Origin of the sequence: Sphingorhabdus sp. (assembly GCF_050921905.1) — a bacterium.
In the GTDB taxonomy this organism is placed as follows: Bacteria; Pseudomonadota; Alphaproteobacteria; order Sphingomonadales; family Sphingomonadaceae; genus Sphingorhabdus_B.
In genome coordinates, this window is record NZ_CP050888.1 from 2,025,516 (window position 1) to 2,051,419 (window position 25,904).

At 56.1% G+C, this 25,904-nt stretch carries 27 protein-coding genes; 19 read left to right on the forward strand and 8 right to left on the reverse strand.

Annotation, left to right across the window (positions count from 1 at the left end; all coding sequences use genetic code 11):
- The first annotated feature begins 19 nt into the window (after positions 1-19).
- The 6 genes from dnaQ (at position 20) to HEQ18_RS09860 (ending at position 3,664) form a co-directional block, all read left to right on the forward strand.
- Complete coding sequence (gene dnaQ / locus HEQ18_RS09835) at positions 20-730, forward strand: DNA polymerase III subunit epsilon (RefSeq protein ID WP_397605616.1); 711 nt, start codon at positions 20-22, stop codon at positions 728-730.
- Between the two features lie 17 nt (positions 731-747).
- Entirely contained in the window at positions 748-1,323 is a 576-nt protein-coding gene (gene hpf / locus HEQ18_RS09840; protein ID WP_432814580.1) for a ribosome hibernation-promoting factor, HPF/YfiA family, read from the forward strand.
- A gap of 88 nt (positions 1,324-1,411) precedes the next feature.
- Positions 1,412-1,879: a PTS sugar transporter subunit IIA gene (locus tag HEQ18_RS09845; RefSeq protein WP_397605618.1), complete on the forward strand. Its 468-nt coding sequence runs from the start codon at positions 1,412-1,414 to the stop codon at positions 1,877-1,879.
- Complete coding sequence (locus HEQ18_RS09850; protein ID WP_432814581.1) at positions 1,876-2,217, forward strand: DUF1491 family protein; 342 nt, start codon at positions 1,876-1,878, stop codon at positions 2,215-2,217. Before HEQ18_RS09845 ends, HEQ18_RS09850 begins: the two co-directional genes overlap by 4 nt.
- Before the next feature lie 167 nt (positions 2,218-2,384).
- The gene (locus HEQ18_RS09855) at positions 2,385-3,098 is read left to right on the forward strand and encodes a cell wall hydrolase (RefSeq protein ID WP_432814582.1); all 714 of its coding nucleotides are present in this window, start codon (positions 2,385-2,387) and stop codon (positions 3,096-3,098) included.
- Between the two features lie 77 nt (positions 3,099-3,175).
- A complete protein-coding gene (locus tag HEQ18_RS09860; RefSeq protein ID WP_397605621.1) occupies positions 3,176-3,664 on the forward strand; it encodes an MmcB family DNA repair protein in 489 nt (162 codons plus the stop codon).
- A 9-nt stretch (positions 3,665-3,673) separates the two neighbouring features.
- Here HEQ18_RS09860 and HEQ18_RS09865 read toward each other — a convergent pair whose 3' ends face one another.
- The 3 genes from HEQ18_RS09865 to HEQ18_RS09875 form a co-directional block, all read right to left on the reverse strand.
- Positions 3,674-5,611 carry a DUF3604 domain-containing protein gene (locus HEQ18_RS09865; protein ID WP_432814583.1) on the reverse strand — a complete coding sequence of 646 codons (1,938 nt, stop codon included), beginning with the start codon at positions 5,609-5,611 and terminating at the stop codon, positions 3,674-3,676.
- 66 nt (positions 5,612-5,677) lie between these two features.
- Entirely contained in the window at positions 5,678-6,469 is a 792-nt protein-coding gene (locus HEQ18_RS09870; protein WP_432814584.1) for a sterol desaturase family protein, read from the reverse strand.
- Between the two features lie 5 nt (positions 6,470-6,474).
- Positions 6,475-7,569, reverse strand: a complete 1,095-nt coding sequence (locus tag HEQ18_RS09875; RefSeq protein ID WP_432814585.1) for an alkene reductase — start codon at positions 7,567-7,569, stop codon at positions 6,475-6,477.
- 87 nt (positions 7,570-7,656) lie between these two features.
- Between HEQ18_RS09875 and HEQ18_RS09880 the strand changes: the two genes are divergently transcribed.
- The 7 genes from HEQ18_RS09880 to HEQ18_RS09910 are packed head-to-tail and all read left to right on the forward strand — an operon-like array spanning position 7,657 to position 14,101.
- Positions 7,657-8,529 (forward strand): DMT family transporter, encoded by an 873-nt coding sequence (locus HEQ18_RS09880; RefSeq protein ID WP_432814586.1) that lies wholly within the window; start codon positions 7,657-7,659, stop codon positions 8,527-8,529.
- A gap of 38 nt (positions 8,530-8,567) precedes the next feature.
- The gene (locus HEQ18_RS09885) at positions 8,568-9,236 is read left to right on the forward strand and encodes a COQ9 family protein (RefSeq protein WP_397605626.1); all 669 of its coding nucleotides are present in this window, start codon (positions 8,568-8,570) and stop codon (positions 9,234-9,236) included.
- Between the two features lie 41 nt (positions 9,237-9,277).
- Complete coding sequence (locus tag HEQ18_RS09890; RefSeq protein ID WP_432815987.1) at positions 9,278-9,526, forward strand: FeoA family protein; 249 nt, start codon at positions 9,278-9,280, stop codon at positions 9,524-9,526.
- Positions 9,523-11,376 (forward strand): ferrous iron transporter B, encoded by a 1,854-nt coding sequence (feoB, locus tag HEQ18_RS09895; protein ID WP_432814587.1) that lies wholly within the window; start codon positions 9,523-9,525, stop codon positions 11,374-11,376. The genes HEQ18_RS09890 and feoB overlap by 4 nt, the downstream gene beginning before the upstream one ends.
- A gap of 36 nt (positions 11,377-11,412) precedes the next feature.
- Positions 11,413-11,940 carry a single-stranded DNA-binding protein gene (ssb, locus tag HEQ18_RS09900; RefSeq protein ID WP_296197050.1) on the forward strand — a complete coding sequence of 176 codons (528 nt, stop codon included), beginning with the start codon at positions 11,413-11,415 and terminating at the stop codon, positions 11,938-11,940.
- Between the two features lie 30 nt (positions 11,941-11,970).
- Complete coding sequence (locus tag HEQ18_RS09905) at positions 11,971-12,648, forward strand: TVP38/TMEM64 family protein (protein WP_432814588.1); 678 nt, start codon at positions 11,971-11,973, stop codon at positions 12,646-12,648.
- Entirely contained in the window at positions 12,641-14,101 is a 1,461-nt protein-coding gene (locus tag HEQ18_RS09910; protein WP_432814589.1) for a dihydrolipoyl dehydrogenase family protein, read from the forward strand. The genes HEQ18_RS09905 and HEQ18_RS09910 overlap by 8 nt, the downstream gene beginning before the upstream one ends.
- Positions 14,102-14,103: 2 nt before the next feature.
- Here HEQ18_RS09910 and HEQ18_RS09915 read toward each other — a convergent pair whose 3' ends face one another.
- The 3 genes from HEQ18_RS09915 to HEQ18_RS09925 are packed head-to-tail and all read right to left on the reverse strand — an operon-like array spanning position 14,104 to position 15,791.
- Entirely contained in the window at positions 14,104-14,706 is a 603-nt protein-coding gene (locus HEQ18_RS09915) for a CDP-alcohol phosphatidyltransferase family protein (RefSeq protein WP_296197057.1), read from the reverse strand.
- Positions 14,707-14,718: 12 nt separating this feature from the next.
- Positions 14,719-15,249, reverse strand: coding sequence for a YceD family protein (locus HEQ18_RS09920; protein WP_432814590.1), 531 nt, complete (start codon positions 15,247-15,249; stop codon positions 14,719-14,721).
- Positions 15,243-15,791, reverse strand: a complete 549-nt coding sequence (locus HEQ18_RS09925; protein ID WP_432814591.1) for a ubiquinol-cytochrome C chaperone family protein — start codon at positions 15,789-15,791, stop codon at positions 15,243-15,245. Before HEQ18_RS09925 ends, HEQ18_RS09920 begins: the two co-directional genes overlap by 7 nt.
- Positions 15,792-15,879: 88 nt before the next feature.
- Here HEQ18_RS09925 and HEQ18_RS09930 point away from each other — a divergent pair, with 88 nt between their 5' ends.
- Positions 15,880-16,353: an outer membrane protein assembly factor BamE gene (locus HEQ18_RS09930; protein ID WP_432814592.1), complete on the forward strand. Its 474-nt coding sequence runs from the start codon at positions 15,880-15,882 to the stop codon at positions 16,351-16,353.
- A 304-nt stretch (positions 16,354-16,657) separates the two neighbouring features.
- Here HEQ18_RS09930 and HEQ18_RS09935 read toward each other — a convergent pair whose 3' ends face one another.
- On the reverse strand, positions 16,658-18,919 hold the full coding sequence (locus HEQ18_RS09935; protein WP_432814593.1) for an NADP-dependent malic enzyme: 2,262 nt from the start codon (positions 18,917-18,919) through the stop codon (positions 16,658-16,660).
- A 101-nt stretch (positions 18,920-19,020) separates the two neighbouring features.
- On the opposite strand from HEQ18_RS09935, the gene mutS reads away from it, so the two are divergent.
- Positions 19,021-21,621: a DNA mismatch repair protein MutS gene (gene mutS / locus HEQ18_RS09940; RefSeq protein ID WP_432814594.1), complete on the forward strand. Its 2,601-nt coding sequence runs from the start codon at positions 19,021-19,023 to the stop codon at positions 21,619-21,621.
- Here the strand turns inward: mutS and HEQ18_RS09945 are convergent, their stop codons facing one another.
- Positions 21,622-22,887 carry a NupC/NupG family nucleoside CNT transporter gene (locus HEQ18_RS09945; protein ID WP_397605635.1) on the reverse strand — a complete coding sequence of 422 codons (1,266 nt, stop codon included), beginning with the start codon at positions 22,885-22,887 and terminating at the stop codon, positions 21,622-21,624. It lies immediately after the preceding gene.
- Positions 22,888-23,059: 172 nt separating this feature from the next.
- On the opposite strand from HEQ18_RS09945, the gene HEQ18_RS09950 reads away from it, so the two are divergent.
- From HEQ18_RS09950 to folD, 4 genes are all read left to right on the forward strand, one after another.
- Positions 23,060-23,743: a queuosine precursor transporter gene (locus HEQ18_RS09950; RefSeq protein WP_397605636.1), complete on the forward strand. Its 684-nt coding sequence runs from the start codon at positions 23,060-23,062 to the stop codon at positions 23,741-23,743.
- Positions 23,733-24,623, forward strand: a complete 891-nt coding sequence (argB, locus tag HEQ18_RS09955) for an acetylglutamate kinase (RefSeq protein ID WP_432814595.1) — start codon at positions 23,733-23,735, stop codon at positions 24,621-24,623. Before HEQ18_RS09950 ends, argB begins: the two co-directional genes overlap by 11 nt.
- A gap of 83 nt (positions 24,624-24,706) precedes the next feature.
- Positions 24,707-25,009: a YggT family protein gene (locus HEQ18_RS09960; RefSeq protein ID WP_432814596.1), complete on the forward strand. Its 303-nt coding sequence runs from the start codon at positions 24,707-24,709 to the stop codon at positions 25,007-25,009.
- Positions 25,006-25,902, forward strand: a complete 897-nt coding sequence (gene folD, locus HEQ18_RS09965; protein WP_432814597.1) for a bifunctional methylenetetrahydrofolate dehydrogenase/methenyltetrahydrofolate cyclohydrolase FolD — start codon at positions 25,006-25,008, stop codon at positions 25,900-25,902. Before HEQ18_RS09960 ends, folD begins: the two co-directional genes overlap by 4 nt.
- Positions 25,903-25,904 lie beyond the last annotated feature (2 nt).

Below are 25,904 nucleotides of genomic sequence, written 5' to 3' on the forward strand. Positions count from 1 at the left end.
GCTCACATCTCATAACAGAATGCGTGAAATTATATTCGATACGGAAACGACTGGCTTTGATCCTGCAAACGGGGATCGGATGGTCGAAATTGGCTGCATTGAAATGGTCAGCCGGGTCATGACGGGCAAGCATTATCATGCCTATTTCAACCCGCAGCGCCCGATGCCGGCCGCCGCTGAACAAGTGCACGGCCTTTCGGACCGCTTTCTGTCTGACAAGTCGGCTTTTGGCGAAAAGGCGGATGAGCTGCTTGCATTTTTGGGCGACAGCCCGCTCGTTGCGCATAATGCCAGCTTTGACTTTGGCTTTCTCAATCACGAATTACAGCATTGCGGTCGTCCGCCGGTGTCTATGGACCGTATGGTTGACACAGTGGCGCTGGCGCGAGTCAAAAACCCCGGAGCAAAGCTGTCTTTGGACGCTTTGTGCACCCGCTATGGCATCGACCGTAGCCACCGCGTAAAGCATGGCGCGTTGTTGGATGCGGAATTGCTGGCGCAGTTGTATATTGAACTGACCGGCGGCCGACAGATTGGCCTTGGCCTGGCTGATGATAATAATAAAGCTGATAAAATGATGGGCCAAATGGACGTTAACAGCGTTCAGACAACGAAAACATTTCGGCCAGCGCGCGCGCATTCTGCCTCAAGTGAGGAATTGGCGCGCCATGCCGAATTTGTTGCAAAGATTAAGGATGCGCTTTGGCTCCAGTCGGGGTCAGCGCTTTAACAAAAAGGAGACAGGCATTGGACATCAGGGTTTCAGGACATCAGGTCGACACCGGTGCAGCGCTTCAGACCCATGTGGAAAGACGGCTCGGGTCTATTTCCGGAAAATATTTCACCAAGGCCTTGTCATCCCATGCAACCTTTGGCCGTGCGCCGCATGACGGCTTCACCAGCGATATTGTCATGCATGTGATGCAGGGCCTCGTGCTCAAAGGCCGCGGCGAAGCGCAGGATGCACATGTTGCCTTTGACCGCGCTGCCGAACGCATTGAAAAACAATTGCGCCGCTACATGCGCCGACTGCAGGATCGCCATGTACAAACCGCTTATGCGATAGCGCAAGAAGAAGCCGCATATACAGTGTTTGATGCAGGTGATGGTGAGGATGAAATGCCATTGCCTGACGCACCAGTAATTGTTGCCGAAATGCGCGTAGATATTCCTGAATCGACGGTTTCCGATGCGGTTATGTTAATGGATTTACGCAATACACCCGCCTTGTTATTCAAAAACACTGGAACTGGGCTGCATAATATGGTTTACCGCCGCGAAGATGGCACGATCGGGTGGGTTGAACCAAAACCTGCACCTTAGACCTCGGCTCACGTGAATTAATATTCTATATCATTTCAAACATTTAAGGGTTGCGCCGCTGGCCGCACCGGGCGCTTTTGAACAAAATATGATTCGACTTTCTACTAGGCTCGTTGAGGGCGCCGTTGTTGCTGACATGCTGTGCTCGGGGAAATCCGATCTGCTGGCGCAGCTATCGGTTATCGCGGCTGACAATTATTTTGTCGACGCCCATGCCGTGCTGGACGGCATGATTGAGCGCGAGCGACTTGGACCAACGGGTTTTGGCGGTGGAACAGCGATTCCGCATTGCAAGGTCTTGGGTATCGACATGCCCGTGGCCGTGTTTGTCCGGCTTTTGAAGCCGGTGCCTTATGATGCTGTCGACGACGAGCCTGTTGATCTGGTCTGCGCGCTTGTTTCACCGGCGCAGGATGGTGCATCGCATTTGCGCGCATTGGCAGAGGTTTCACGCCTATTTCGTGACGAGAAATTCCGCGCGCAGTTGCGTGGTGCCGCAGATTCTTCGGCGATGTTTGCGGTTTTGACCTTCTCTGAAGAGCGTGACGCCGCTTGATTGAACCACGGCTTGCCAGCGGTGTTCTTATCTCCGCAATCCAGCGCATAGTAGAAGCCGAAGGTGACTTCGCAACCGTTCTGAAAAAGGGGGATGCGGTGTCCGGTGCCATATTGCTTATCGGGCAGGTTCGTGGCGCAGACCCCAAATTATACGAGCGTTATTCCGCATTAGACGGCCAATCCGCTTGGCAGACGATAGATTTGAAGGAATCTAGCGGTGTCGCGGTGCAGGATTATTGGCAAAAACGATGCGCGCGCGATCCGGATTTGTGGGTTTTTGAACTGGATGTCGCGTCCGGTGCACGGTTGGACCGACTTCTGTCCATGTTTATTTGACTTTGCTGTGCTGCGCCATAGATGCGCAGCCATCGAGTAGCGAAGGTTGTCGTTTAGGGCACAAATGGGGTGGCCTGATAAACACGCGAGTCGGATGCAACAAAAGACGAAGTATGATAAACTAATAGAGTTTCGTCTGCTGGTGCCGCCGCTTTAATGTATGTTTCATGTTGAAATTTTTTCGGGCTGCCTCTTTGGTAGCCGTATCTTTTACCCTGATTTCCGCAGTCATTACTGCGGATGCAGGATTTGCTTTTGGTAATGACCAAAGCACACAGTTAAGCGCCAACACCATCATCATTGACCCTACGCAGATCGCCGCTGAACAGGCGCAGTTGGATCTCGTGAAAAGCGGTAAAGTGAAGGCGACGCTCGCTGACAATGGCGACATTATATATGTTCCAAGCAACGGCATTATGCCCAAATCGCTCCCAAACCCCAATAATGTTGACGCAGATGCGGCAACCATATCCTCGCTCACCGACCTTGTGCGCACACAAGATGTCGATGACAGCTTAAGCAAGGAAGAGCGATGCCTTGCCAGCGCGGTCTATTTCGAAGCCAAGGGCGAATCGCTTGCCGGCCAATTGGCTGTCGCCCGTGTCGTGTTGGCCCGCGCCAATTCGGGTCGATTTGCCAACACATTATGCGGGGTTGTCTTCCAAAAAGGTCAGTTTTCCTTCGTTCGCGGGGCAAGCTTGCCGCCGATCCGGACAGACAGCATGCATTGGCGCAACGCTGTCGCGATCAGCAACATTGCGCTGGACAATAAATGGAAAAGCCCGGTTGAAGGTGCATTGTTCTTCCATGCCCGCCATGTTTCGCCAGGATGGCGTCTGACGCGGATTGGCAGCGTAGACAATCATATCTTCTACCGCTGATCGGTGCGCGTGGAATGAACGATAAGGGCCCCGCAAAGGGCCTTTATTTTGTTCCTATTTCGTTCTAAACGCGGATCATGACTCAGGCCCTTACACCTTCATCGATTTCCGGCGCGCCAGCGGTAGCGCGCGGTGTTTCGCGGTTGTTCTTGCGCAACCATATTGTGGTGCAACCTGAGGTCAGCCTGCGCAACAATCGCCGCGCGGATCTCATGGGCCTCAGCAACAAAAGCGAGATTATCATCGTCGAAATCAAATGTTCGCGCGCTGACCTTTTGGGTGATCAGAAATGGCCGGAATATCTGGAATATTGCGACCGCTTTTTTTGGGCAGTCCCGGCTGGGTTTGACATCAGCCCGTTGCGAAACGTTGCGTTCATGCCCGAACGCGCCGGTTTGATCATCGCCGACGCCTATGATGCCGAAATCGCGCGGCCAGCCGCATTGGTGCCGCTCGCCCCGGCGCGCCGTAAAACCGAAACGCAGCGGCTCGCGCGGCTAGCCATGCGCCGCTTGATGGGGATATCTGACCCTGACTCCGCGCTATCCGGGTTTGAATTCGAATAGCGCCTGACCCTAAATGGCTTTTTTGGGGTTATACCAGATGGGTGACGAATACGCCCGCTCCTGCGCCTTTAACTCCGTCCCCGGCAGCAATTTGGCGCCATAGCGCAAGGCATCAAACAACACCCAGCGCGGGGTCGGAATTTCCAGCACCCGGACATAATAAAATGCACGGATATTGCGGTTAAATTCCGGATCGGTCCACACCGTCCGCAATTCCGGATCACCAATGCTGTTGCTATAGCTCGCCTTCGCGATGTTTACGGTGTCGCCGACTATAGGGAGTTTGCCATTGGCGCCCTTGCGCCTTTTGTCAGCATCGCCCCAAACAACGTCAAAAATCTTTTCCTGCAATGCGCCGGAAGAATCTACCCAGCCTTTGACGACTTGAACGCGATCGAGATTTGCCCCTGCCGGGTCTTTCAACGCCGAAATCATAAACTTTGGCGCGCCGTTTCCGGGCTGTAGGTCTGCGCCCATGGGCACACCCTTTGCATATCCGGCCCTTACCCAGTCGCGTGCAAAATCCTTTTCATTGAAATCCCAACCGCCAAAGAAACGCAATGTCATGCGTGGGCCAGTTGTGGCGTACACCTCGCGCCGCATCATGGCGTCAAATATCGCTGCGCGTGTATTGCCCGTGGCCCACACGGCGGCATAGCCGCCCGCCAGATAGTGCCAACCAATACGTCCTTTCCGGGTGCCAAGATTTTGGGCCTGCGAAGCACGGTTGGCGTTGGGCTCGCCACCCGAATGCTTGCCAAAAAAATTATCTTCGTCGCCAGTGGCCAACGCAGTGTGGCTGTCGGTTGAACTGATAACGCCGAATTTATAGGGGTTCACGCCGGTACGCGCCTCGATCGCTAGGCCACGCTTCAACGCCTCACGAATATATTCGCCCGCATAATCCTGCGGTTTTTTCGCGGCCTGCATGGTCAAATTGCCAAGGTCCCAGCCCGCGGTGCCGAAACCCGAGAATTCGTCGTTCGGCGACAAAAACGGGTGCGATTCACTATCGCCCTTGATTTGCGTGATTTCGGTCACTGGCTCGCGCGCGGCGCGCCGCCGTGCATATGCTGCGGTCATGGGGCCACCATCCGGGCCAACCAATTCGAACATCAGGCCATTGGACAGGTTGCTGTTATGCGGGATCGCCAGCACCTTGCCGCCAGTGACCTTCTCATAATTGTCCATATAGTCCCACAATTGGCTGACCGGCGTGTCGCCTTGGCCGGGGTCGTAAGGCAGGACCCTGTCGGTGCGGCTTTTGCCGTCACGGAACATGACGACGCGGTGTAAATTATTGCCGCCGGGCATCAAAGTATATTCAAAACCCATGAAGGCGGTGAACTTTCCGGGCTCATTATAGCGTTCGACAAGCGTGCTGTGACTTGTCCAGATGTTGGTTGCCGTCTTGCGCTGTTTTTCGGGATTGGTCAGCGCAGCGGGAAGCGTGTTGCGGCCCGCACGGTCGATAAGCTCGCCGGTCACGCGCTGCATGCCCTCAGGCCCCTTATGCATTTCGGTGTGCCAACGCTTTAGCGTAGGGTCGCGAACAAGAAATCCGGGCGCATCGTAGAGAGCCTTGGTTGCGCCAAGTCCGCCCGAGTGGTCAGCGATCACAAGAAAATCAAGCGGACGCTCCAACTTGGCCTTCATCCCGCCAGTCGACGTAACCTCTTCTCCCCGTGCAAAACGTAGCGCCTCTTCCGGTCCAAGCTTTACGCCAAAGCCAAAGGCATCGATGGAATTGGCGGTATGGAGATGGGTATCGCCCCACAGCAAGGTATTGGCGGGACCAGATGTGACTTCAGCGTCCGATGACATCTGTGCCACGCGCGAATCATTTATGATGCTTTTCTCGCGATATTGCTGCCACCCGAAACTAAGCCCAGCACCCATCGCAACGACGGCAACACTGCCCAATATGATCTTGCGTATTCTGGCCATTTTATTCTCTCCCTGCATTAAAAGTGCTCCGGAAAATCGCACTGGTCAAGGCGGCCTTGAATTCCGCTACGTTAAGGGTTGCTTCATGCTCCAAATGAAGCCTGAAGCGCGGCCATCGTCAATCATCGCCAGACCTATTTTCTGGTTTTCGGCACCTAATATCGACTCTGCGCGATAGGTGCCGAACGCGCGATCCCAAAGCGTCAGCGCGAAACCGAAATTATGTCTCTGTTCATCGACCAAAGTGCTGTGGTGCACCAGATGCATGTCAGGTGTCACCAAAAGCAGCCGCAATATGCGGTCAAGCTTGCGCGGCACGCGGATATTGCTGTGGTTGAACAGCGCGTTGGCATTGAGCCATATTTCAAATGCCAATGCGACCAGCAGGGGCACGCCAAGCAAAGCGACGATGGCGGATTTATAGAATGTCGACACTATCAGTTCAAACGGGTGAAACCGCAACGCCGTGGTAACGTCCAGATCACGGTCGCTGTGGTGGACCGCATGCATGCGCCATAGCAACGGCGTGCGATGCATAAAAAAATGCTGCAACCAGACCGCCAAATCAAGGACGATAAAGGCAATGGCGGCCTCAACCCAAAAGGGCAAGGCGACCAAATTCAGCACGCCAAACTTGTGCGTATCGGACCAATTTGCGGCCATACCGACCACGACCAAAAAGGACAGCAGTCGGCCGATAACGGCGTTGCTGACAAAGAATAATGCATGTGTCCGCCATCTTGGGTTTCGGCCCAACACCAACGCGCGACGCGGCCAGATCGCTTCGGCGCTTGCGAGCAGCACAAGCAGCAAGGCGGGGATAGCTATCGCATAGTGGCCAAGCCCCGCCTGTATCATGCGCGTTATGCGTTCGCCTGTGCCAGGAAGGGATAATCTGTATATCCTTCCGCATCGGGCGAATACCAGGTCTTGAAATTGTCCGGCGTTAATGCCGCACCAATGCGCAACCGTTCCACAAGGTCCGGGTTGCTGATATAAGGACGGCCAAAGCTGATCGCGTCTGCAAGGCCCGAGGCAAGATCAGCATCCGCCAATTCCTTGGTATATTCTTGGTTAAGCACCAGCGGCCCTTTGAATATTTTACGGATATCAGGCGACACGCGCGGCACTTCGGTTTGTCCGAAATTGCCATAAGGTTTGATTTCGCGCAGTTCGAGGAAGGCGATGCCGATATCTTGCAACGCGGCGGCGGCAGCGGTGAACAATGCAACAGGGTTACTGTCGTCCGCGCCTTGCGTTTCGCCATTGGGGGACAGGCGCACCGATGTCCGATCCGCGCCTACGGCGTCCACCACAGCTTGCGTCACTTCGCGCAGCAAGCGGATGCGGTTTTCGATCGCGCCGCCATAATCGTCGGTGCGCAAATTGGTCTTGTCGCGCAGGAACTGGTCAATCAGATAGCCATTTGCCGCGTGAATCTGCACGCCGTCAAAACCTGCGGCCATCGCGTTTTTCGCGGCGTGGACATAATCCGCCACAATGCGCGGAATTTCAGAAATATCGAGCGCGCGGGCTTCGGTATAATCTTTCTTACCCTCTGCCGTGTGTGCATAACCGGGTGCAGTGGTGGCCGAAGCCGAAACGCATGGCGCGCCGCCCAAGAAATCTGGGTGCACAAGACGGCCCATGTGCCATAACTGCAGGATAATCCGTCCGCCTGCGTCATGCACAGCCTGAGTCACGGGTTTCCAAGCCTTGATTTGCGCGTCGGACCAGATTCCGGGCGCCGATGGCCAGCCAAGGCCTTCTTGGCTAATGCCGGTCGCTTCCGCGATGATCAGGCCTGCGGTGCTGCGCTGGCTGTAATATTCTGCCTTCAGGTCGGACAGGGGCACATGTTCGCCCTCGCTCCGCCCGCGCGTCAACGGGGCCATCAATATGCGATTAGGCGCGGAGATGGCACCAAGTGTAATCGGGTCGAACAAAGTTGCAGTCATGCGATTTCCTGTCATTAAGGCGTTTCTTTGCCGCTTAGGGTCCTGACACTAGATGCGGATGAAAGTTGCAAATTGCAACGGGGGTTTATGCAGCAGAAGATTTTCCATCAGCAATCGCCGAGTCTGCTTGCCTTTGCCGCATTGCTTGCGGGCAATGTTGCGATTGCCTTTGGCCCACTGCTTGTGCGCTATGCTGATAGCGGTCCGATAGCGACCGGATTCTGGCGGCTGGCGCTGGCCACGCCCTTTTTGCTGTTCGTGGGCTATCGTTTTGGTTTTCGCCTCTCGGCGGTCAGCCGTCCGACCTATTGGCTTGCGCTTGTTGCGGGCCTGTTTTTCGGCGTCGATATCATCTTGTGGCATATTGGTATTTTTCAGACAAAAATGGCCAATGCAACGCTTTTCGCCAATTGCGCCAGCCTGTTGCTGGTAATTTATGGCGTCATCATAGCCCGCAAAATGCCGTCGAACTGGGAAAGCATGGCCGTTCTGTTCGCACTTGTCGGCGCGGCTTTGTTGATGGGGCAAAGCCTTGAGCTATCCCCGCGCCACTTCTCCGGCGACCTTTTGTCGCTTGGTGCCGGGCTTACCTATACCGTCTATTTGGTGCTGATGATGAAGATGCGGCAAAACACCGAAAGCTGGGGCGCGCTTGGCATGGCGAGTGCCATTGCGGCGGTCGTCCTGTTGGCCGCTGCTGTCTTTGCAGGCGAACAGATCATCCCGACGGCATGGTGGCCAGTTCTCCTGCTCGCCTTCACCTCGCAATTTTTCGGCCAGGGTTGCCTCACATATGCCTTGCCGCATTTCAGCCCACTGGTGATCGGCCTTGCCCTGCTGTTGCAACCCGCTTTATCGGCCTCCGCTGGCTGGCTGGCCTTTGGCGAAACGCTGACGGCGATGGATTTTACGGGCAGCGCGCTCATTATGATCGCGTTGGTTGTCGTGCGTAAGCAATAGACCTTTTCTTGAACGCGGCGAACGCCTACATATCATATATGTCCGAAAACGCCCTTCCTACTGACCCGACGATTGATGAAATTCGCGTCGCCCTTGCCCCTGTCATCGGCCGCCATGCCGGCTTTGACGGATGGTCGGTCGCCGCCGTCCATGCCGCCGCTGATGAGATGGGCGTTGACCGCGACGTTGCAATGCTGGCGTTCAAGGGCGAGGGCATCGAGATGATCGACGCATGGGTTGAAGGCGTTGATCTGGAACTTGCCCACCGCCTGCCACTGGAAACGCTGAACACGATGAAGATCCGAGACCGGATTACGGCATTGGTCGCGACCCGGCTGGAGATTATGGCCCCGGACCGGGAATCATTGCGCCGTGCGCTTGCCATCATGGCGATGCCGCAAAATCTCCTGAGGGCCGCGAAAATGGGCTGGCGTTCGGCGGATCGCATGTGGCGGCTGGCCGGCGATACCGCCACGGACCTCAACCATTATACCAAGCGCATGACGCTGTCGGCGGTCTATGGAAGCACTTTGAGCGTTTTCGTCAATGATGACAGCGAAAATTTCGCTGACACCCGGGCATTTCTGGACCGTCGGATCGACAATGTGATGCAGATTGAAAAGGTGAAATATCAGGCGAAACAGCGCAAGGAATATGCGCCAAGCCTGTCACGTTTCATCGGTCGGCTGCGCTACCCCGCACGTTAATATAAATCCCTATTGATGTTATTGCGAATCGGTTGCAAATAGTGTTCGTGCAACTTGACCATCTTCCGTTGAACCAAATCGCCGTCATTCGGGCGATTGATTGGGAATCCTTGCCCGCTCACGAGGGGCATCGTTTGCGCTCGCTGGGTTTTGAGCCAGGGGTGACGATTGAGGCGTTGCATAAGGGCATATTGATGTGGCGTGACCCATTGGCGGTCCGCGTTGGCCGCATGACGGTGGCTTTGCGCAGCAATGTCGCCGCCGCTATTGATTGCGACTTGCCCGCATGACGCAAATGCCGCCCCTGGTCGCATTGGTCGGTAACCCCAATGCCGGCAAAAGTGCGCTGTTCAATGCATTGACCGGCGCGCGGCAGAAAATTGCCAATTATCCCGGCGTGACGGTGGAGCGTAAATCTGGTCGCGCTGCCTTTGCCGATGGGCGTCCGGTTGAAATGATCGACTTGCCCGGCGCGTATAGCTTGGACCCCGACAGCCTCGATGAAGCCGTCACGCGCGATGTTGTCTTGGGCAATCTTGCGGGGCACCGCCGCCCTGACGCATTGCTGATCGTGCTCGACGCGGGCAATCTCGACAATCATTTGCGCTTTGCGCTTGAATTGATTGCACAAGGCCTACCGACGGTTGTTGCGCTTAATATGATTGATCTGGCAGAGCGCGATGGCCTTCGACTGGATGTGCAAATACTGGCCCGCGCGCTTGGTGTGCCGGTGATTGAAACCGTTGCGGTTCGCCGTCGCGGGCTCGAACCATTGATGACTGCGCTGGACCAAACGCTCAGAAATTTGCGCCCGGTGACGGAACCCGTTGCCGCATCCTTTGGCGCTCAGAATCAGCGCGCGCGCGACATTGCCCGTTCGGCCATCATCAGCGAAACCGCTGGCCGCCAATGGACACGCAGGCTGGACGCCGTTCTGCTGCATCCGGTCGGCGGCGTCGTCATATTGCTGGCGCTATTGTTCCTGATGTTTCAGGCGGTATACGGTTGGTCCGAAGCGCCGATTGGTTGGATTGAAAGCGGCTTTGCTTTGCTCAGCGATGGCATCAAAAATGTCCTACCCGACGGATTGCTGCGCTCGTTTCTAACAGATGGCGTCATCGCCGGCGTCGGTTCCGTGATCGTGTTTTTGCCGCAAATTCTGATCCTGTTCCTCTTCATCTTGTTGCTCGAGGCATCGGGCTATATGACCCGCGCGGCCTTTGTGATGGACCGCCTGATGGCGGCAGTCGGCCTGTCGGGGCACAGTTTCATCCCCTTATTGTCGTCCTTCGCTTGCGCGATTCCGGGCATCATGGCGACGCGGACGATCATGGATCAAAAGGAGCGATTGGCGACGATCCTGATTGCGCCGCTGATGACCTGCTCGGCGCGTCTGCCGGTCTATACTGTCATCATTGGCGCGTTTATTCCGGCGTCCAGCGTTGCCCCCGGCATCGGGCTTCAGGGCCTTGTCCTTTTCGGCCTGTATATCGCAGGTATATTAGGCGCCATGCTGGCAGCAGCGGTCATCCAGCACTTTGTGACGCAAAGCCGGACGAGCGGTTTCCTTATCGAAATGCCACGCTATCAATGGCCACGCCCCGGCGACATTGCGCTCAATCTGTGGCAACGCGCATGGGTGTTTTTGCGCAGAGCGGGCACGATTATTTTTGCCGCCACAATTATCTTATGGGCGCTGTTAAGCTTTCCCAAGGCACCCGAGGGCAGTAGCGTCTCGCAGGTTGAATATTCGGTCGCAGGCCGCATAGCCGACGGGCTTGAACCGATTGTTCGCCCCATAGGGTTCAACCATGATATTGCGCTGGCGCTCATTCCGGCGATGGCCGCGCGCGAAGTTGCGGTATCGGCGCTGGCAACAGTCTATGCCATTGACGCAGCGGATGAAGACGCCGCCACGACTAGCCTTGGGCCAAAGCTTGCGGCGGATTGGTCGCTGGCGACGGCCTTGGCCTTCCTCGCCTGGTTCGTATTTGCGCCGCAATGCATCTCAACCATTGCGGTGACACGGCGTGAAACCAATGGCTGGAAATGGCCCATCTTCATGGTCAGCTATCTTTTTGCGCTGGCATATGCGGCTGCTGGGATTACATATTGGACAGCGCGTTCCTTCGGCTTATAGCGGCGCAACAGAAAATTTTATTCAAAGGACGGGAACATGGCGGGAAGCGTCAATAAAGTCATCATCGTTGGCAATTTGGGCGCGGATCCTGAAGTCAAATCATTCCAGAACGGCGGACGCATCTGCAATTTGCGCATCGCAACGTCGGAAGATTGGAAAGACCGCACCACGGGAGAGAAAAAAGAACGGACCGAATGGCACAGCGTCGTGCTCAATTCGGATGGCCTGGTCGGCGTGGCCGAACGTTTTTTGAAAAAGGGCAGTAAGGTGTATATTGAGGGCCAATTGCGCACGCGTAAATGGCAGGATGCCTCTGGCAATGACCGTTACACCACCGAAGTTTCGGTTGCCGGTTTTGATGGCAAGCTGGTGATGCTCGATGGTGCCAAGGGCGGTTCAGGCAGCGGCGAAGGCTGGAGCGGCGGTGGCGCATCGTCTGGCGGCGCGTCCGGCGGCAACAATTGGGGTGCAGGCGGCGGCGGAAGCAGCGGCGGTAGCGGAAGCTCGGGCGGCTTTGGTGGCGGCGACTTTGACAATGACCTTGACGACGACGTACCTTTTTGATCGCACATGAGGGGGCATATAGCAGGGGCCATGATTAAAAAGGCGATTTTGGTCCTTGTTCTGCTTGGCGCGATTGTCGCTTATTTCGTTTTCGATCTTGGCCAGATTCTGAGCCTCGAAAACTTTAAGGCCAGCCAATCAGAAATCGTCGCGGCGAAGGACTCCAATCCTATCCTTTATATAGCGGGATTTTTTATCCTATATGTCGCGGTGACGGGGCTTTCGATTCCCGGCGCGGCGATTATGAGCCTTGTTGCGGGCGCTTTGTTCGGTGTGCTCGTTGGCACAATCATTGTTTCCTTTGCCTCCACCCTGGGTGCGACTTTGGCGTTTTTAAGCGCGCGTTTCGTGCTGCGCGATTGGGTGCAGGGCAAATTTGGCGAACGTCTGCGTGCGGTTGATGAAGGCTTGGAAAAGGATGGCGCTTTCTATCTCTTCACGCTGCGCCTGATCCCCGTGTTTCCGTTTTTCGTGATCAATCTTTTAATGGGCCTGACGCGGATAAAAACACGGACATTTTTCTGGGTCAGCCAATTGGGCATGCTGCCCGCGACAATTGTGTTCGTAAATGCGGGCACGCAGATTAGCCGTATCGAAAGCACCTCTGGCCTATTGTCGCCAACGCTGATCGCGTCCTTTGTCGCGCTCGCGCTCTTTCCTTGGGCGGCAAAGGCTATTGTCGCCTTGGTTAAGCGCAGCCGTGGCTGAACGCTGGCAAAAACCCAAAAGGTTCGACTGCAATCTTATCGTCATTGGCGCGGGTTCCGCAGGCCTCGTGTCGGCCTATATCGCGGCCATGGTGCAGGCCAAGGTGACGTTGATCGAAGCGCATGCGATGGGCGGGGATTGCCTGAACACCGGATGCGTGCCGTCGAAAGCGCTGATCAAAAGCGCGAAGGTTGCCCACCAGATTGCCGATGCCGCGCGCTTTGGCATTGACGTTGGCGCACCCGCCATTGACTTTCCCGCCGTCATGCGTCGCGTGCGGGACGTTATCACTGCCATTGAACCCCATGATAGCGTTGAACGCTTTACGGGCCTTGGGGTCGACTGTGTGAAGGGTTATGCGCGCTTCATCGACCCATGGACCGTTGAGATTGACGGCGCACGGCGGCTGACGGCGAAGTCGTTCATTATTGCCACAGGCGCAGCGCCGCTTATTCCGCCGCTACCCGGTGTCGAGGATAGCGGATATCTGACCAGCGAAACTTTGTGGGACGCCATGGCCACGCGGTCCGACGCGCCGACCAGGCTCGTTATCTTAGGTGGCGGGCCGATTGGCTGTGAACTGGCGCAGGCATTTCAGCGGCTTGGATCGAATGTTACCATAATCGAGATGGCTGAACGTTTGCTGATGAAGGAAGATGCAGACGCCGCAGCATTGGTCACGGCGCGTCTTGAAGCCGAGGGCGTGTCGGTCCTTAATAACCATCGCGCAGTTCGGTTTGCAGCAAGCAAGGCGCTCTATGTGGCGGGGCCGGATGGTGAGGTCGAAATTGCGTATGATGACATCATCATTGCGGTTGGACGCAAGCCCCGCGTCGCGGGCTTTGGTTTGGAAGAGCTTGGGCTGATTGTCGATGGACGGCTGGACAATGACGCATTTCTGCGCACCAACTTGCCGCATATTTTATGCGCCGGTGATGTGGCGGGTCGTCAGCAGCTTACCCATGGCGGTAGTCATGAGGCATGGTATGCCAGCGTGAATGCGCTTGCGCGTCCCTTCAAAAAATACCGCACCGATTATCGCGTCCTGCCGCGCGTGACCTATACTGAGCCTGAGTTGGCGACCGTAGGCCTGACGCAAGCCGAAGCCGAAGCGCAGGGCCTTTCCTTTGATCTCACGCGGTACGATCTGGACGACCTTGACCGCGCCATTGCCGAAAGCGAGGCGCATGGTTTTGTGAAAATCCTGACGGCAAAAGGCAGCGACCGGATATTGGGCGCGACGATCATTGGTCAGAACGCAGGCGAAATTCTCGCTGAGGTCACCTTTGCCATGAAGCATAATATGGGCTTGCGCAGTATCCTCCAGACCATTCACCCTTACCCCACTTGGGCGGAAGCGAATAAATATGCGGCGGGGCAATTTGGCCTCGCGCGCAAGCCTGAGGGCGTGTTGAAATGGGCAGAACGCTGGTTCCGCTGGCAGCGCGGTTAGGTCTAGTCGAAGCTTTTTGCCGCGAGGATGAAGCGCTGGGCGACCGTCAGTAGGCACAATGCAGCGAACACAATCGCCAGCGTCGGGAAAAAGCCTGGGAACAGGCAAAATAGCACGAAAAAAGCGATCGTCTCGCCGCCCTCCATCAACCCAGTTGAATAGATAAACGCCTTTGGCCCATGCGCGCCATCATCGGATGTCTGGCGCGCGATAATGGCGGCAAAGGCCAGAAAGCTGACCGCGGTCAGAGTGAAGCTGGCGATCAGCAGCAAAGCGGGCATTTGGTTGACGGAGTTCATCAACCCGAACGCGATAGGGATTGAGAGATAGAAAACATAATCGCAAATGGTGTCGAGATAGCCGCCGAACTCTGTCGGCCCGTTGATGCGGGCAATGGCGCCATCGAGTCCGTCGAAAATCCGGTTGAGCAGGATAAAGCCCAGGGCCGCGGCGAAATTTGACTGGGTGACAAAAAAAGCAGCGCCTAGCGCAAGCCCTGCGCCGCTGATCGTCATCATATTTGCCGAAATGCGCGTGTCCGCGATCCAACCCGCCATGCGGATAAGTGCAGGGTCGACGAAACGGCGCAGTGCCACGTCAAACATGGCTGCAACATGTCATTTTTTTGCCAATAGGTCCTTCAGGCCAGCCAATGCGCCAGTCGGGGCCCCATCTTCCTCGCTCTTTACGCCAGCGGCCTTGAGCATTTTCTCCGCCTCTGGACTGCGCGGATAGGGGTTAAGCGCCAGGCCAAGCGACTGGGCCACCGCCTCGCCCAGATCAATAGTCTGGCCATCGTGGAACATTGTGTCGCAATCGTCGGCTTCCAATTCCAGCTCAACTTCACCGCTTATAACGGGTTCGGCGATAAAACGGATATGCACAGCCTCATCCATTTGGGCGGGCACAGGGTCATGCGATGCAATGCAGTATTGCGCGAGGTCAGCGGCGAAACGGCCAGTTGCCACCACGCCTTTGGAATCATGCGCCAGCGAAATCTCCGCCTTTAGGCAATCCAGGGCAGCCAGATCAAAACGCGCCATCAGGCCGGCGCGCGCAGCCTCATCCGCCGACAGTTGGATATTGCGGCTATGGCTGCCCACTTCAGAAAGCTTGACGACATGGCTGAACTCATTCGCGGTTACCATTGGGCGCCGCCCTCCACCAACTTATCCGGCAATATTGCGCCAAGTGCCCGTTCGACATCAAGCAAGCCCTGACGGGTATGCGCAAGCGCCTCTGGCGATGGCGCAACGCTGCGATAGAGGTTACGGACCAAGGCATCGTCAAGGGCGCTGTGATCGTTCATAGCATTCCGCAGCGCGCCGAGCCTGCCGCCGACGGCGCTCATAATCTGACCGATATGCTTTCCGACAATCATGTCGCCAATGCCGACTTCGCGCAGCTGACCGTCCATGTCGTCGACAAAAACCTCCGTCAACCGTGCCATATCAAGGGCATGGGCCTTGCTTTCTTCAAGCCGCAGAAGCACGAGAGACAATATCGTTGCCACCATGTCGAACCTGCCATCAAGGCTATCGGAAACCTGGCCTTCGACATACCAATGCGGCTCGCGTGCCTTGGCAACAATTTGGTTATACAAAGGGACAAGCTTCATTTTGGGGTCAGGTTGCCCGTTGCCGAATAGTCGTTTCAATAATGTCATAACGGCTTTTTTATCCTTACTCATCGGGCGTTCATCTGGGATTGCATATTGATATTGCGCCTTAAGGATGCAATGGCAAAGGCTCAAGTTTAGTGGATTAGCGGAGAAGTCTATGCGCGCGTCGCAAATTGCCGGTCTTGCAACATTGATTGTCGCATTGACACTGTCCACTGGATGCACGCGGCTGCGCTCGCATCAGGGGTATATTGGTGATCAGACTTTGCTGAATTCGGTTCAGCCGGGTGTCGACAATAAGGAATCGGTGCAGGCATCGCTTGGCCGCCCAACCTTTGTCGGCCAGTTTGACCAGAATGACTGGTATTATTATTCGCGTGAGGCTAAGCAATTGGCGTTTTCGCAGCCAAAGGCCGACAAGCAATATGTGCTAAAGGTCCGTTTTGACCCCGCAGGCAATGTCGCGTCGATTTCCCAAACGGGAACGGAATTGATTTCGAACATCAGCCCGATAGGCGACAAAACGCCGACATTGGGCCGGAACACGAGCTTTTTTGAAGAAATTTTTGGCAATATCGGTGCCGTTGGCGCCGGTGGCGCTCCAGGCGGGACGCCGAATAGTCCGAACTGAAAGTAATGTCGGTAAGGGTGCGTCACCATCCAATTGATGTTCCTGAATGACCTCGCCTTGTAAAATCTTCGTCACCCTGAACTTGTTTCAGGGTCCATCTATCAGTCGAGATTTTAGGTTTGTTAGGCGAGATGGATGCTGAACCAAGTTGTGCTGCGCACGCCATCGGCCCCAGCATGACGGTGTTGGATAGGTCTTTGTGTCTTCGTGCGAACATTCAAAGCTTTTTGGTTCGCACGAAAACGCAAAGACACGAACATCCAATAGCGGCAAGTTGCAAGCCGCCTGAACCGACGTCAAATATTTACTCTGCAATCCCCGCAGCCGCCAGCACCGCGAGCGTTACCAAATCACTCGTGCTTGACGCCATGGTCGCCACTTGCACTTGGCGCTCAATGCCGAGCAACATGGGGCCAATGACCTGATCCCCGCCCAATTCGCGCAGCAACTTGGCCGAAAGGTTCGCGGACTGAAGCCCCGGCATGATCAGAACATTCGCAGGGCCGGACAGGCGACAGAACGGGTAGTTTTTCATCAGCTCCGGGTTCAACGCAACATCGGGCGGCATGTCGCCTTCATATTCGAAATCGGGCCGACGTGCGTCCAATATGGCAACCGCTTCGCGGATATTGTTGAGCCAGGTTCCCGCAGGATTACCAAATGTTGAAAAGGACAGAAACGCAACGCGCGGCACATGACCCATGCGGCGGGCGACGGCGGCGGTCTTCTCTGCGATATGCGCAAGTTCCTCGGCGCTTGGGCGCTCGTTCACGGTGGTATCGGCAATAAACACCGTATGCGTTTTGCCGACCATGACGTGAATACCAAAGGGGACCGCATCCTTTTTTGGGTCAAGCACGCGGCGCAGTTCGCGCAGCGTCTGGGCAAAGGTGCGGGTGACGCCGGTGATCATTGCATCGGCCTGATCCATTTGCAGCAGCAGCGCGCCAAAGATATTCCGGTCACGGTTGACCATCCGCTGAATATCGCGGCGCAGATAACCGCGTCGTTGCAAGCGGTTATATAGCCGGTCGACCATTTTATCGACGAGTGGACTTGTGGCGCTGTTGTGGATTTCATAATCATCGGGGTTAGCACCCAGCTCAATCAGCTTCTCCGTGACGCGGGAATCACGGCCAATCAGAACTGGTATGCCATAGCCGTCCTGTTTGAACTGGACCGCAGCGCGCACGACGACATCTTCTTCGGCTTCGGCAAAAATCACGCGCTTGGGTTTCGCGCGCGCCGCCTCATAAACTTGGGTGAGCGCCGATGTCGTCGGGTTCTGCCGCGCGCGCAGGCTGGCGCGATAGGCCTGCATATCTGCGATAGGCTTTTGCGCGACGCCCGAATCCATCGCGGCCTTGGCAACAGCGGAGGCAACAATTTCCATCAGACGCGGGTCGAACGGCGACGGAATGATATAATCCCGGCCAAATTTGTGCATCAGGCCACCATAAGCTGCCGCGACCTCTTCGGGCACAGTTTCGCGCGCCAGTTGCGCCAGCGCATGTGCGGCGGCAATCTTCATTGGCTCATTGATGGTGGTCGCCCGCACATCCAACGCACCGCGAAACAGGAACGGGAAGCACAGGACATTGTTGACCTGATTGGGGAAATCTGAACGACCCGTCGCAATAATCGCATCCGGTCGCGCGGCCCGCGCCACGGGCGGAGAGATTTCGGGATCGGGGTTCGCCATCGCGAAAATGATCGGCTGATCTGCCATGGTTTTGACCATATCGGCGCTCAAGGCATTTGCCGCCGAAAGCCCCAGAAACACATCCGCGCCAACAGTCGCTTCTGCGAGCGTGCGCGTGCTGGTCTTTGCGGCGTGCGCGGATTTCCACTGATCCATGCCTTCGGTCCGGCCTTGATAGATGACGCCTTTCCGGTCGCACATGATGACATTATTGTGCGGCACGCCCATGCCCTTGATCAGCTCAGTGCAGGCAATTGCCGCAGCGCCAGCGCCGTTGCAAACGACCTTAATGTCTTGCAGCGCCTTTCCGGTGAGCGCGCACGCGTTGATCAACCCGGCGGCGGCGATGATCGCCGTGCCATGTTGATCGTCATGAAATACAGGGATGTTCATCCGCTCTTTCAATGTTTGTTCAATGATGAAGCAATCGGGTGCGGCAATATCTTCCAAATTGATGCCGCCAAAGGTCGGTTCCAACAATTCAACCGCGTCGATGAAGCGTTGCGCATCTTCGGTATTCACTTCGATGTCGATGGAGTCGACGTCGGCGAATCGTTTGAACAAGACTGCCTTGCCTTCCATCACTGGCTTTGATGCCAAGGCCCCCAAATTGCCCATGCCAAGAATAGCGGTGCCATTCGAGATGACCGCGACCAGATTGCCTTTGGCGGTGTAATCATAAGCTGTGGCAGGATCATCATAAATGGCCTGCACCGGCACAGCGACGCCGGGCGAGTAAGCAAGGCTCAGGTCACGTTGAGTCGCCATGGGCTTGGTCGCCACGATTTCGATTTTGCCGGGGCGTCCCTGCGCATGGAAATCAAGCGCTTCCTGCGGGGTGATTTGGACGTCGCTATCGTTCATTCTTGGCCCTGACCATTTATCATCAATTTTTAAGCCCTAACGCGCTGCTGACGCAAGGGCAAGCATTGCCCCGCCCGACGGGCTTCGCTAACGCATTGTTTATGGCGGGGGACAACACACCGACACCCATGATGGTGCAATATCTTGGTTTGAAGGCCAAGGCGGGCGATTGCCTGCTGTTTTACCGCATGGGTGATTTTTTCGAATTATTCTTTGATGATGCACGTGCGGCGGCAGCGACGCTCGACATCGCTTTGACGTCGCGCGGGGAACATGATGGCAAACCAATCCCCATGTGCGGCGTGCCTGTTCATGCCGCCGAAGGTTATTTGGCGCGGTTGATTAAGGCGGGGCATCGCGTCGCGATTGCCGAGCAGACGGAAAGCCCGGACCAAGCTAAGGCGCGTGGTGGAAAAACGTTGGTCACGCGTGACATTGTGCGGTTTGTGACCGCAGGGACGCTGACTGAGGATAGTCTGTTGGATAGCTGGGCATCCAACATGCTCGTGGCAGTTGCGCAGGTCGGAGAGTTTTTTGGGATAGCCGCCGCCGACATCTCGACAGGCTATTTTGAACTGGTCACGGTGACGGGTGGCGCGCTTGAGGCGGAGTTGGCGCGACTTTCCGCCAGCGAGTTAGTTGTACCCGATGGGTTTGCAGAACTTCCAGGTGCCATTCTACGGCCAAGGGCAGATTTTGACAGCGTTGTCGGCGGCGATGTGTTGCGGCAGCATTTTGCGCTCAATACGCTCGATAGCATTGGCCCCATCACGCGGGCCGAACAAGCGGCGGCTGGTGGCCTGATTTCCTATCTCGCGCATGCCGGACAGGGCAAAATGCCTTTCCTAAAACGCCCCGTCCGCCGCGAGGTGCACGAACATCTTTTGATTGATCAGGCCACGCGCGACAGTCTGGAGATCAACAGCGCTAGCAAAGGTGGGCGCACGGGGTCTTTGCTGGCTGAGGTTGACCGCACGATTACAGGTGCAGGTGCGCGGCAACTGGCCGCTGATCTTGCTGCCCCCCTCATGGATAAAGCGAAAATCGATGCGCGCCTGTCGCTGGTGCAATGGTTCCATGATGCGCCGCTGACCCGCGATGCGGTGCGGGCGGCATTGCGGCAACTGCCCGATATTGCGCGCGCGCTTGGCCGTGTTGTGGCGGGGCGGGGCAGCCCAAGGGACTTGGGCCAGATTCGCGACGGGTTGGATGCGGCACGGGCTCTACGTGAACGTCTGGGCGCAATGGCGGACCGTCCGGAGCTACTTGATCAACTTCTGCCCGCATTGGATGGTCATGGCCATATTGTTGACCTGCTGTCGCGCGCTTTGGTGACTTCGCCGCCCACAGACACCTCGCAAGGCGGCTATATCGCCGAAGGCTATGACGCCGCTTTGGATATGCTGCGGGTGGCGGGGCGCGATGGACGACAAGCGATCGCGCAGTTGGAAGCGCGTTATCGCGATATGACGGGCATATCCGCACTCAAAATACGCCACAATGCCGTTCTGGGCTATTTTGTCGAGGTGCCTGCCAAGCATGGCGATGCATTGATGGCCGCCGGGACAGGCTTTACCCATCGGCAAACGATGGCGGGTGCGGTGCGGTTCAATTCGCCAGAATTGCATGAAGAAGCGGTCCGCATCACGCAAGCTGGCGGCCATGCCTTGGCCGCCGAAGCGGCGCATCTGGAAGAGCTGATGGCGCTGATATTGTCCCGCCGCGATCCCATTGCCACAAGCGCCGATGCTTTGGCGCGTATTGATGTGTCCGCCGCGCTCGCCGAGCGCGCTGCGCAGAGCAATTGGTGCCGCCCAAATTTTGTTGCCCACCCCTGCCTTGAGATCGAAGGCGGACGTCATCCCGTCGTCGAAAGCGCGCTGGCAAAGTCGGGCGACCGGTTCATCGCCAATGACTGCAAGCTGTCGCCTGAAAAGCGGTTATGGCTGGTTAGCGGTCCGAACATGGGCGGTAAGTCTACCTTTTTGCGACAAAATGCGTTGATCGTTTTGCTGGCGCAGGCGGGCAGCTATGTGCCAGCAACCTCGGCGCGGCTTGGCCTTGTCGACCGATTGTTCAGCCGCGTTGGCGCGTCGGACAATTTGGCACGCGGCCGGTCAACCTTCATGGTCGAAATGGTCGAAACCGCTGCGATTCTTGCCCAAGCGACCGAGCGCAGCTTCGTCATATTGGATGAGGTTGGGCGTGGTACGTCGACCTATGATGGCCTTGCCATTGCTTGGGCGGTGGTGGAGGGCATCCACGAAACCAATCGTTGTCGATGCCTGTTCGCGACGCATTATCACGAACTGACACGGCTGGCGGACAGTCTTGATGCGCTGTCGCTGCACCATGTCCGCGCAAAAGAATATAAGGGCGATCTGGTGCTGCTGCATGAACTTGCCGATGGCCCGGCGGACCGCAGCTATGGCATTGCGGTGGCAAAGCTTGCCGGCCTTCCGCCGCAGGTTGTGGCGCGCGCAAGTGCCGTGCTTGCCAAGCTTGAAAAAGGCCGCGTTGAAACCGGCGGGCTTGCCGCGGGGCTTGGCGATTTGCCTTTATTCAGCGCCGCCATTGATGCCGCCGAAGCGAAAGTCGATGCGCTGCGCGAAAAACTGTCCGGCCTCGACATCGACGCACTTAGCCCGAAGGCCGCGCTTGATTTATTGTATGAACTCAAGCGCACGGCTGGCGAAAACTGATTAGGTTAGCGACAGAAACAGTCCCGCCAGCGCAGCGCTCATCAGGTTCGACAGCGACCCTGCGGCAAGTGCCTTGAGTCCAAGCTTGGCAATCATGGGACGTTGATTGGGTGCTAGGCTGCCGGTTATTGCGATCTGAATTGCAACCGAGAGGATATTGGCAAAGCCGCAAAGCGCGAAAGTGACAATAGCGACTGTCGATGCCGAAAGCGTCTTTTCGGCCCCGAGATCAATAAAAGCTACAAACTCGTTGATGACGATCTTGGTGCCAAATAGGCCGCCGGCCTGAATGGCCTCATTCCAGGGCACGCCGAGCAGGAACATCAGCGGTGCAAAGACATAACCGACGATTTGTTGGAAGCTAAGATCCGGCAGTCCGAACCACCCACCAATGCCGCCCAAAATACCATTGGCGAGCGCAACAAGGGCGACGAAGGCCAATACCATTGCGCCAACGGCGACCGCCAGCTTAACGCCGGTTTGCGCGCCTTGCGTGGCGGCCATGATGATATTGGCGGGCTTTTCTTCGCCGTCGTCATATGCGATTACTGGCTCATCATCGGGATGCGGGTTGGGCAGCGCCGGGTCGCTTTCACTGACCGGCATCGGCGGGATGTCCGGCATCATCAGCTTGGCCATCAATATGCCGCCCGGCGCCGACATGAATGCGGCGGCAAGCAGATAATCAATGCGAATGCCCATTGAGGCATAAGCGGCCAATATGGTTCCGGCTACGCCCGCCATGCCGACGGTCATGACGCAAAATAATTGTTCAGGCTTCAGCCCGGCGAGATAGGGTCGAATGACCAAGGGTGATTCCGATTGACCGACAAAGATATTGGCGGCGGCACACAGGCTTTCCACTTTTGAAATGCCCGTGATTTTCTGCAACCCGCCGCCGATCCAACGGATCACATATTGCATGATGCCGAGATAATAGAGGATCGATATCAACGAGGCAAAGAAGATGATCACTGGCAGCGCTGCAATGGCAAAGCTGTTCCCGCCGATTTCGGGGGAAGCTAAAGGCCCAAAGATGAACTTTGTCCCTTCACCGGCGTAGCCCAAGAGGTTGGCAACACCGTTGGACATGAACGCAAGCACGGTTTTGCCCCAAGGCACGTACAACACCAAGGCCGCCAAACTTGCCTGCAGGGCAAAAGCGGCGCCGACGACACGAAACTTGATCGCACGGCGGTTGGACGACAACAAAACCGCAATCGCCAGAATGACGACCATGCCCGCGATGCTCATTAAAATCTGCATGTATAACTTCCCCGAAAACCGTCACCCTGAACTTGTTTCAGGGTCTTACTCCGATACAGTGAAAGTAAGATGCTGAAACAAGTTCAGCATGACAGCAATTTATAGTTCCCGCGTTCGACCTAGCGCCATCGTTGGCCTTGCGCCAATAAAATTAGACGCTAGTCAGTTTTGGATGACTGATCAAACCACATCACACGCGACGAGCGGGGGCATCCCTAAATCGCTTTTCATGTTTTCAATCATTTATGGCGGCATGGTGTGCATTGCCGGTGTGCTTGGAAATAAGCAGGTTTCTTTAGGGCCGCTGGCTGTTGAAGCGGGCATTTTTCCGTTTCTTTTGCTGGTCATCCTTTCCAGCGCGGTAGCAGCCTTGCACGGTAAGATTATTGCGGATCGATTGGTCAAATATGGCTTCATTCCGCTCATTGCGTCGATATTGCTCACGTTGCTGGTGCTTTCACTGCCGCCGTCACCGAAGATGGACGTCAAATATCTGGACGCGTTCAACACCATGATGGGGCAGACGCCGCGCATTTGGCTGGCAGGCATAATCGCTTATGGCGTGTCGCAAATGCTCAACGTCTATCTGTTCGATCGTTTGAAAGATACTGTGGGCAAATATGTGGCGTTGCGCGGCGCCATCGCTGCGGTTTTATCGCAGATCATTGATACCTTATTGTTCGTAAGCATTGCCTTTTACGGCGTGTTCCCCATCATGGACTTGCTGTTCGGCCAAATGCTGGCGAAGGTCGTTTTGAGCATGATCATGGTGCCGTTGCTCATCACTTTCTTTGTCAGCTACGGCCATAAGCTGGACGGCACAAACCCCAAAGCAGTTAGTGCGCATGACCATTGATCCCGCCAATCTCGCCAAGGCCGAAACGCTAACCGAGGCGCTGCCTTATTTGCAGCGCTATGCGGGTAAGACCTTTGTCGTCAAATATGGCGGCCATGCGATGGGCGATGCCAGCCTCGCGCGCGATTTCGCCGACGATGTAGTGTTGTTAAAGGCTGTCGGCATCAACCCTGTTGTCGTTCATGGCGGCGGGCCGCAAATTGGCGCAATGCTCAAGAAATTGGGCGTGGAGAGCGAATTTGTCGATGGCCTTCGCGTCACCGATGCCGAAACCGCAAAGATTGCCGAAATGGTGCTATCGGGCGCGATTAACAAGGAACTGGTTGGCTGGATTAATGCCGCCGGTGGTAAGGCGCTGGGCATATCGGGCAAGGATGGCGGGTTCGTCACGGCGACCAAGGTGCAACGCACACAAAAAGACCCCGATAGCCATATCGAACGGAATATCGATCTTGGCTTTGTCGGCGAACCAACAACCGTAGACCGCAGCATCATTGATACGATTAGCGCGGCAGGCATGATTCCTGTGATCGCGCCGATTGGTGTTGGTGTAGATGGCCATACGTATAACATCAACGCCGACACAATGGCTGGCGCGGTGGCGAGTGCGCTGGGAGCCGCGCGGCTTTTCCTTTTGACCGACGTTGCCGGCGTACTGAACAAGTCGGGCGAATTGCTAACCGACCTTGACCCTGCGGCGATCGCCGCGTTGCAAAAGGACGGCACGATCAGCGGCGGGATGATCCCCAAAATCCAGACATGTGTCGATGCGGTGCAAGCGGGCGTGGATGCGGCGGTTATCCTCGATGGTCGCACCAGCCATGCCATGCTCATCGAAATGTTCACCGTAAAGGGTGCAGGAACCCTGATTCACAAGTAAACTGCGGCCTGCACTGTTTTGGGCAGTTGATACAGCGCGCTGCCTCGGCTAATCGCTTCGACAAACTTTTTTCGGAGAATTCCATGCTTCTCGCGCTTATTTCCATCATCGGATATTTGATGACGATATTGTCCACCGTCGTCATCATTCAATTCATCCTAAGCTTGCTGATTTCGTTTAATGTCGTCAGCCTGTCGAACAACATCGTCGCCTCCATCTGGCAGGCGCTTTCGGTGATTTTAGATCCGTTTCTAAAGCCTATCCGCAAGATCATGCCTGATACTGGGATGATCGATTTTTCGCCGATGGTGTTATTGATCGGTCTGCGCATATTGCAGATGCTGTTGGTGGGTGTGGCTAATGATATTTCTGCGGCGGGCATGTGAACAACGCAGTGATTATTGATGGCAAGGCATTTGCAGCCCAATTGCGTCTGCGCGTGGCCGCTTCTGTTGAAAACTTTGTAGCGTTAACGGCCCATAAGCCGGGCCTTGCAGTCGTGCTGGTGGGTGATGACCCGGCCAGTCAAGTGTATGTGGGTTCCAAGAAGAAAGCGACGGTCGAGGCAGGCATGAACAGCTTCGAACATCGCCTGGCTGCGTCGGTTTCGCAAGGCGAACTCATCGCGCTGGTCAAGACACTCAACGCCGATGCTGCCGTCGATGGCATATTGGTGCAATTGCCCTTGCCACCGCATATCGACGATAAAGCCGTGATCGCCGCGATTGATCCGGGCAAGGATGTTGACGGCTTTCATGTCGTCAATGCCGGACGTCTCGCGGTGGGTGAGGAGGCGTTTGTCCCTTGCACGCCGCTTGGTTGCCTGATGCTGTTAAAGGACCATATGGGCGATCTGTCCGGTAAGAACGCCGTGGTTATCGGGCGATCGAATATTGTCGGTAAGCCGATGGCGCAATTGCTGTTGGCAGAAAATTGCACTGTTACCATTGCACATAGCCGAACGCAGGATTTGCCAGATGTTGTGCGCCGTGCAGACATCGTTGTGGCTGCTGTTGGCCGCGCGGAGATGGTGACCGGCGATTATTTGAAACCCGGCGCGGTGGTGATTGATGTTGGCATCAACCGCCTGGAGCCCGAGGCGGACCAAAGCAAAGGTCGTTTGGTCGGCGACGTTGCCTTTGACGACGCGTTGCGCCATGCTGGGGCCATAACCCCTGTCCCGGGCGGGGTCGGGCCCATGACCATTGCGTGCCTGCTGCGCAATACATTGGTTGCCGCGCACCGCCGGGCAGGAGTTGCCGCACCAGAAGGAATATGACG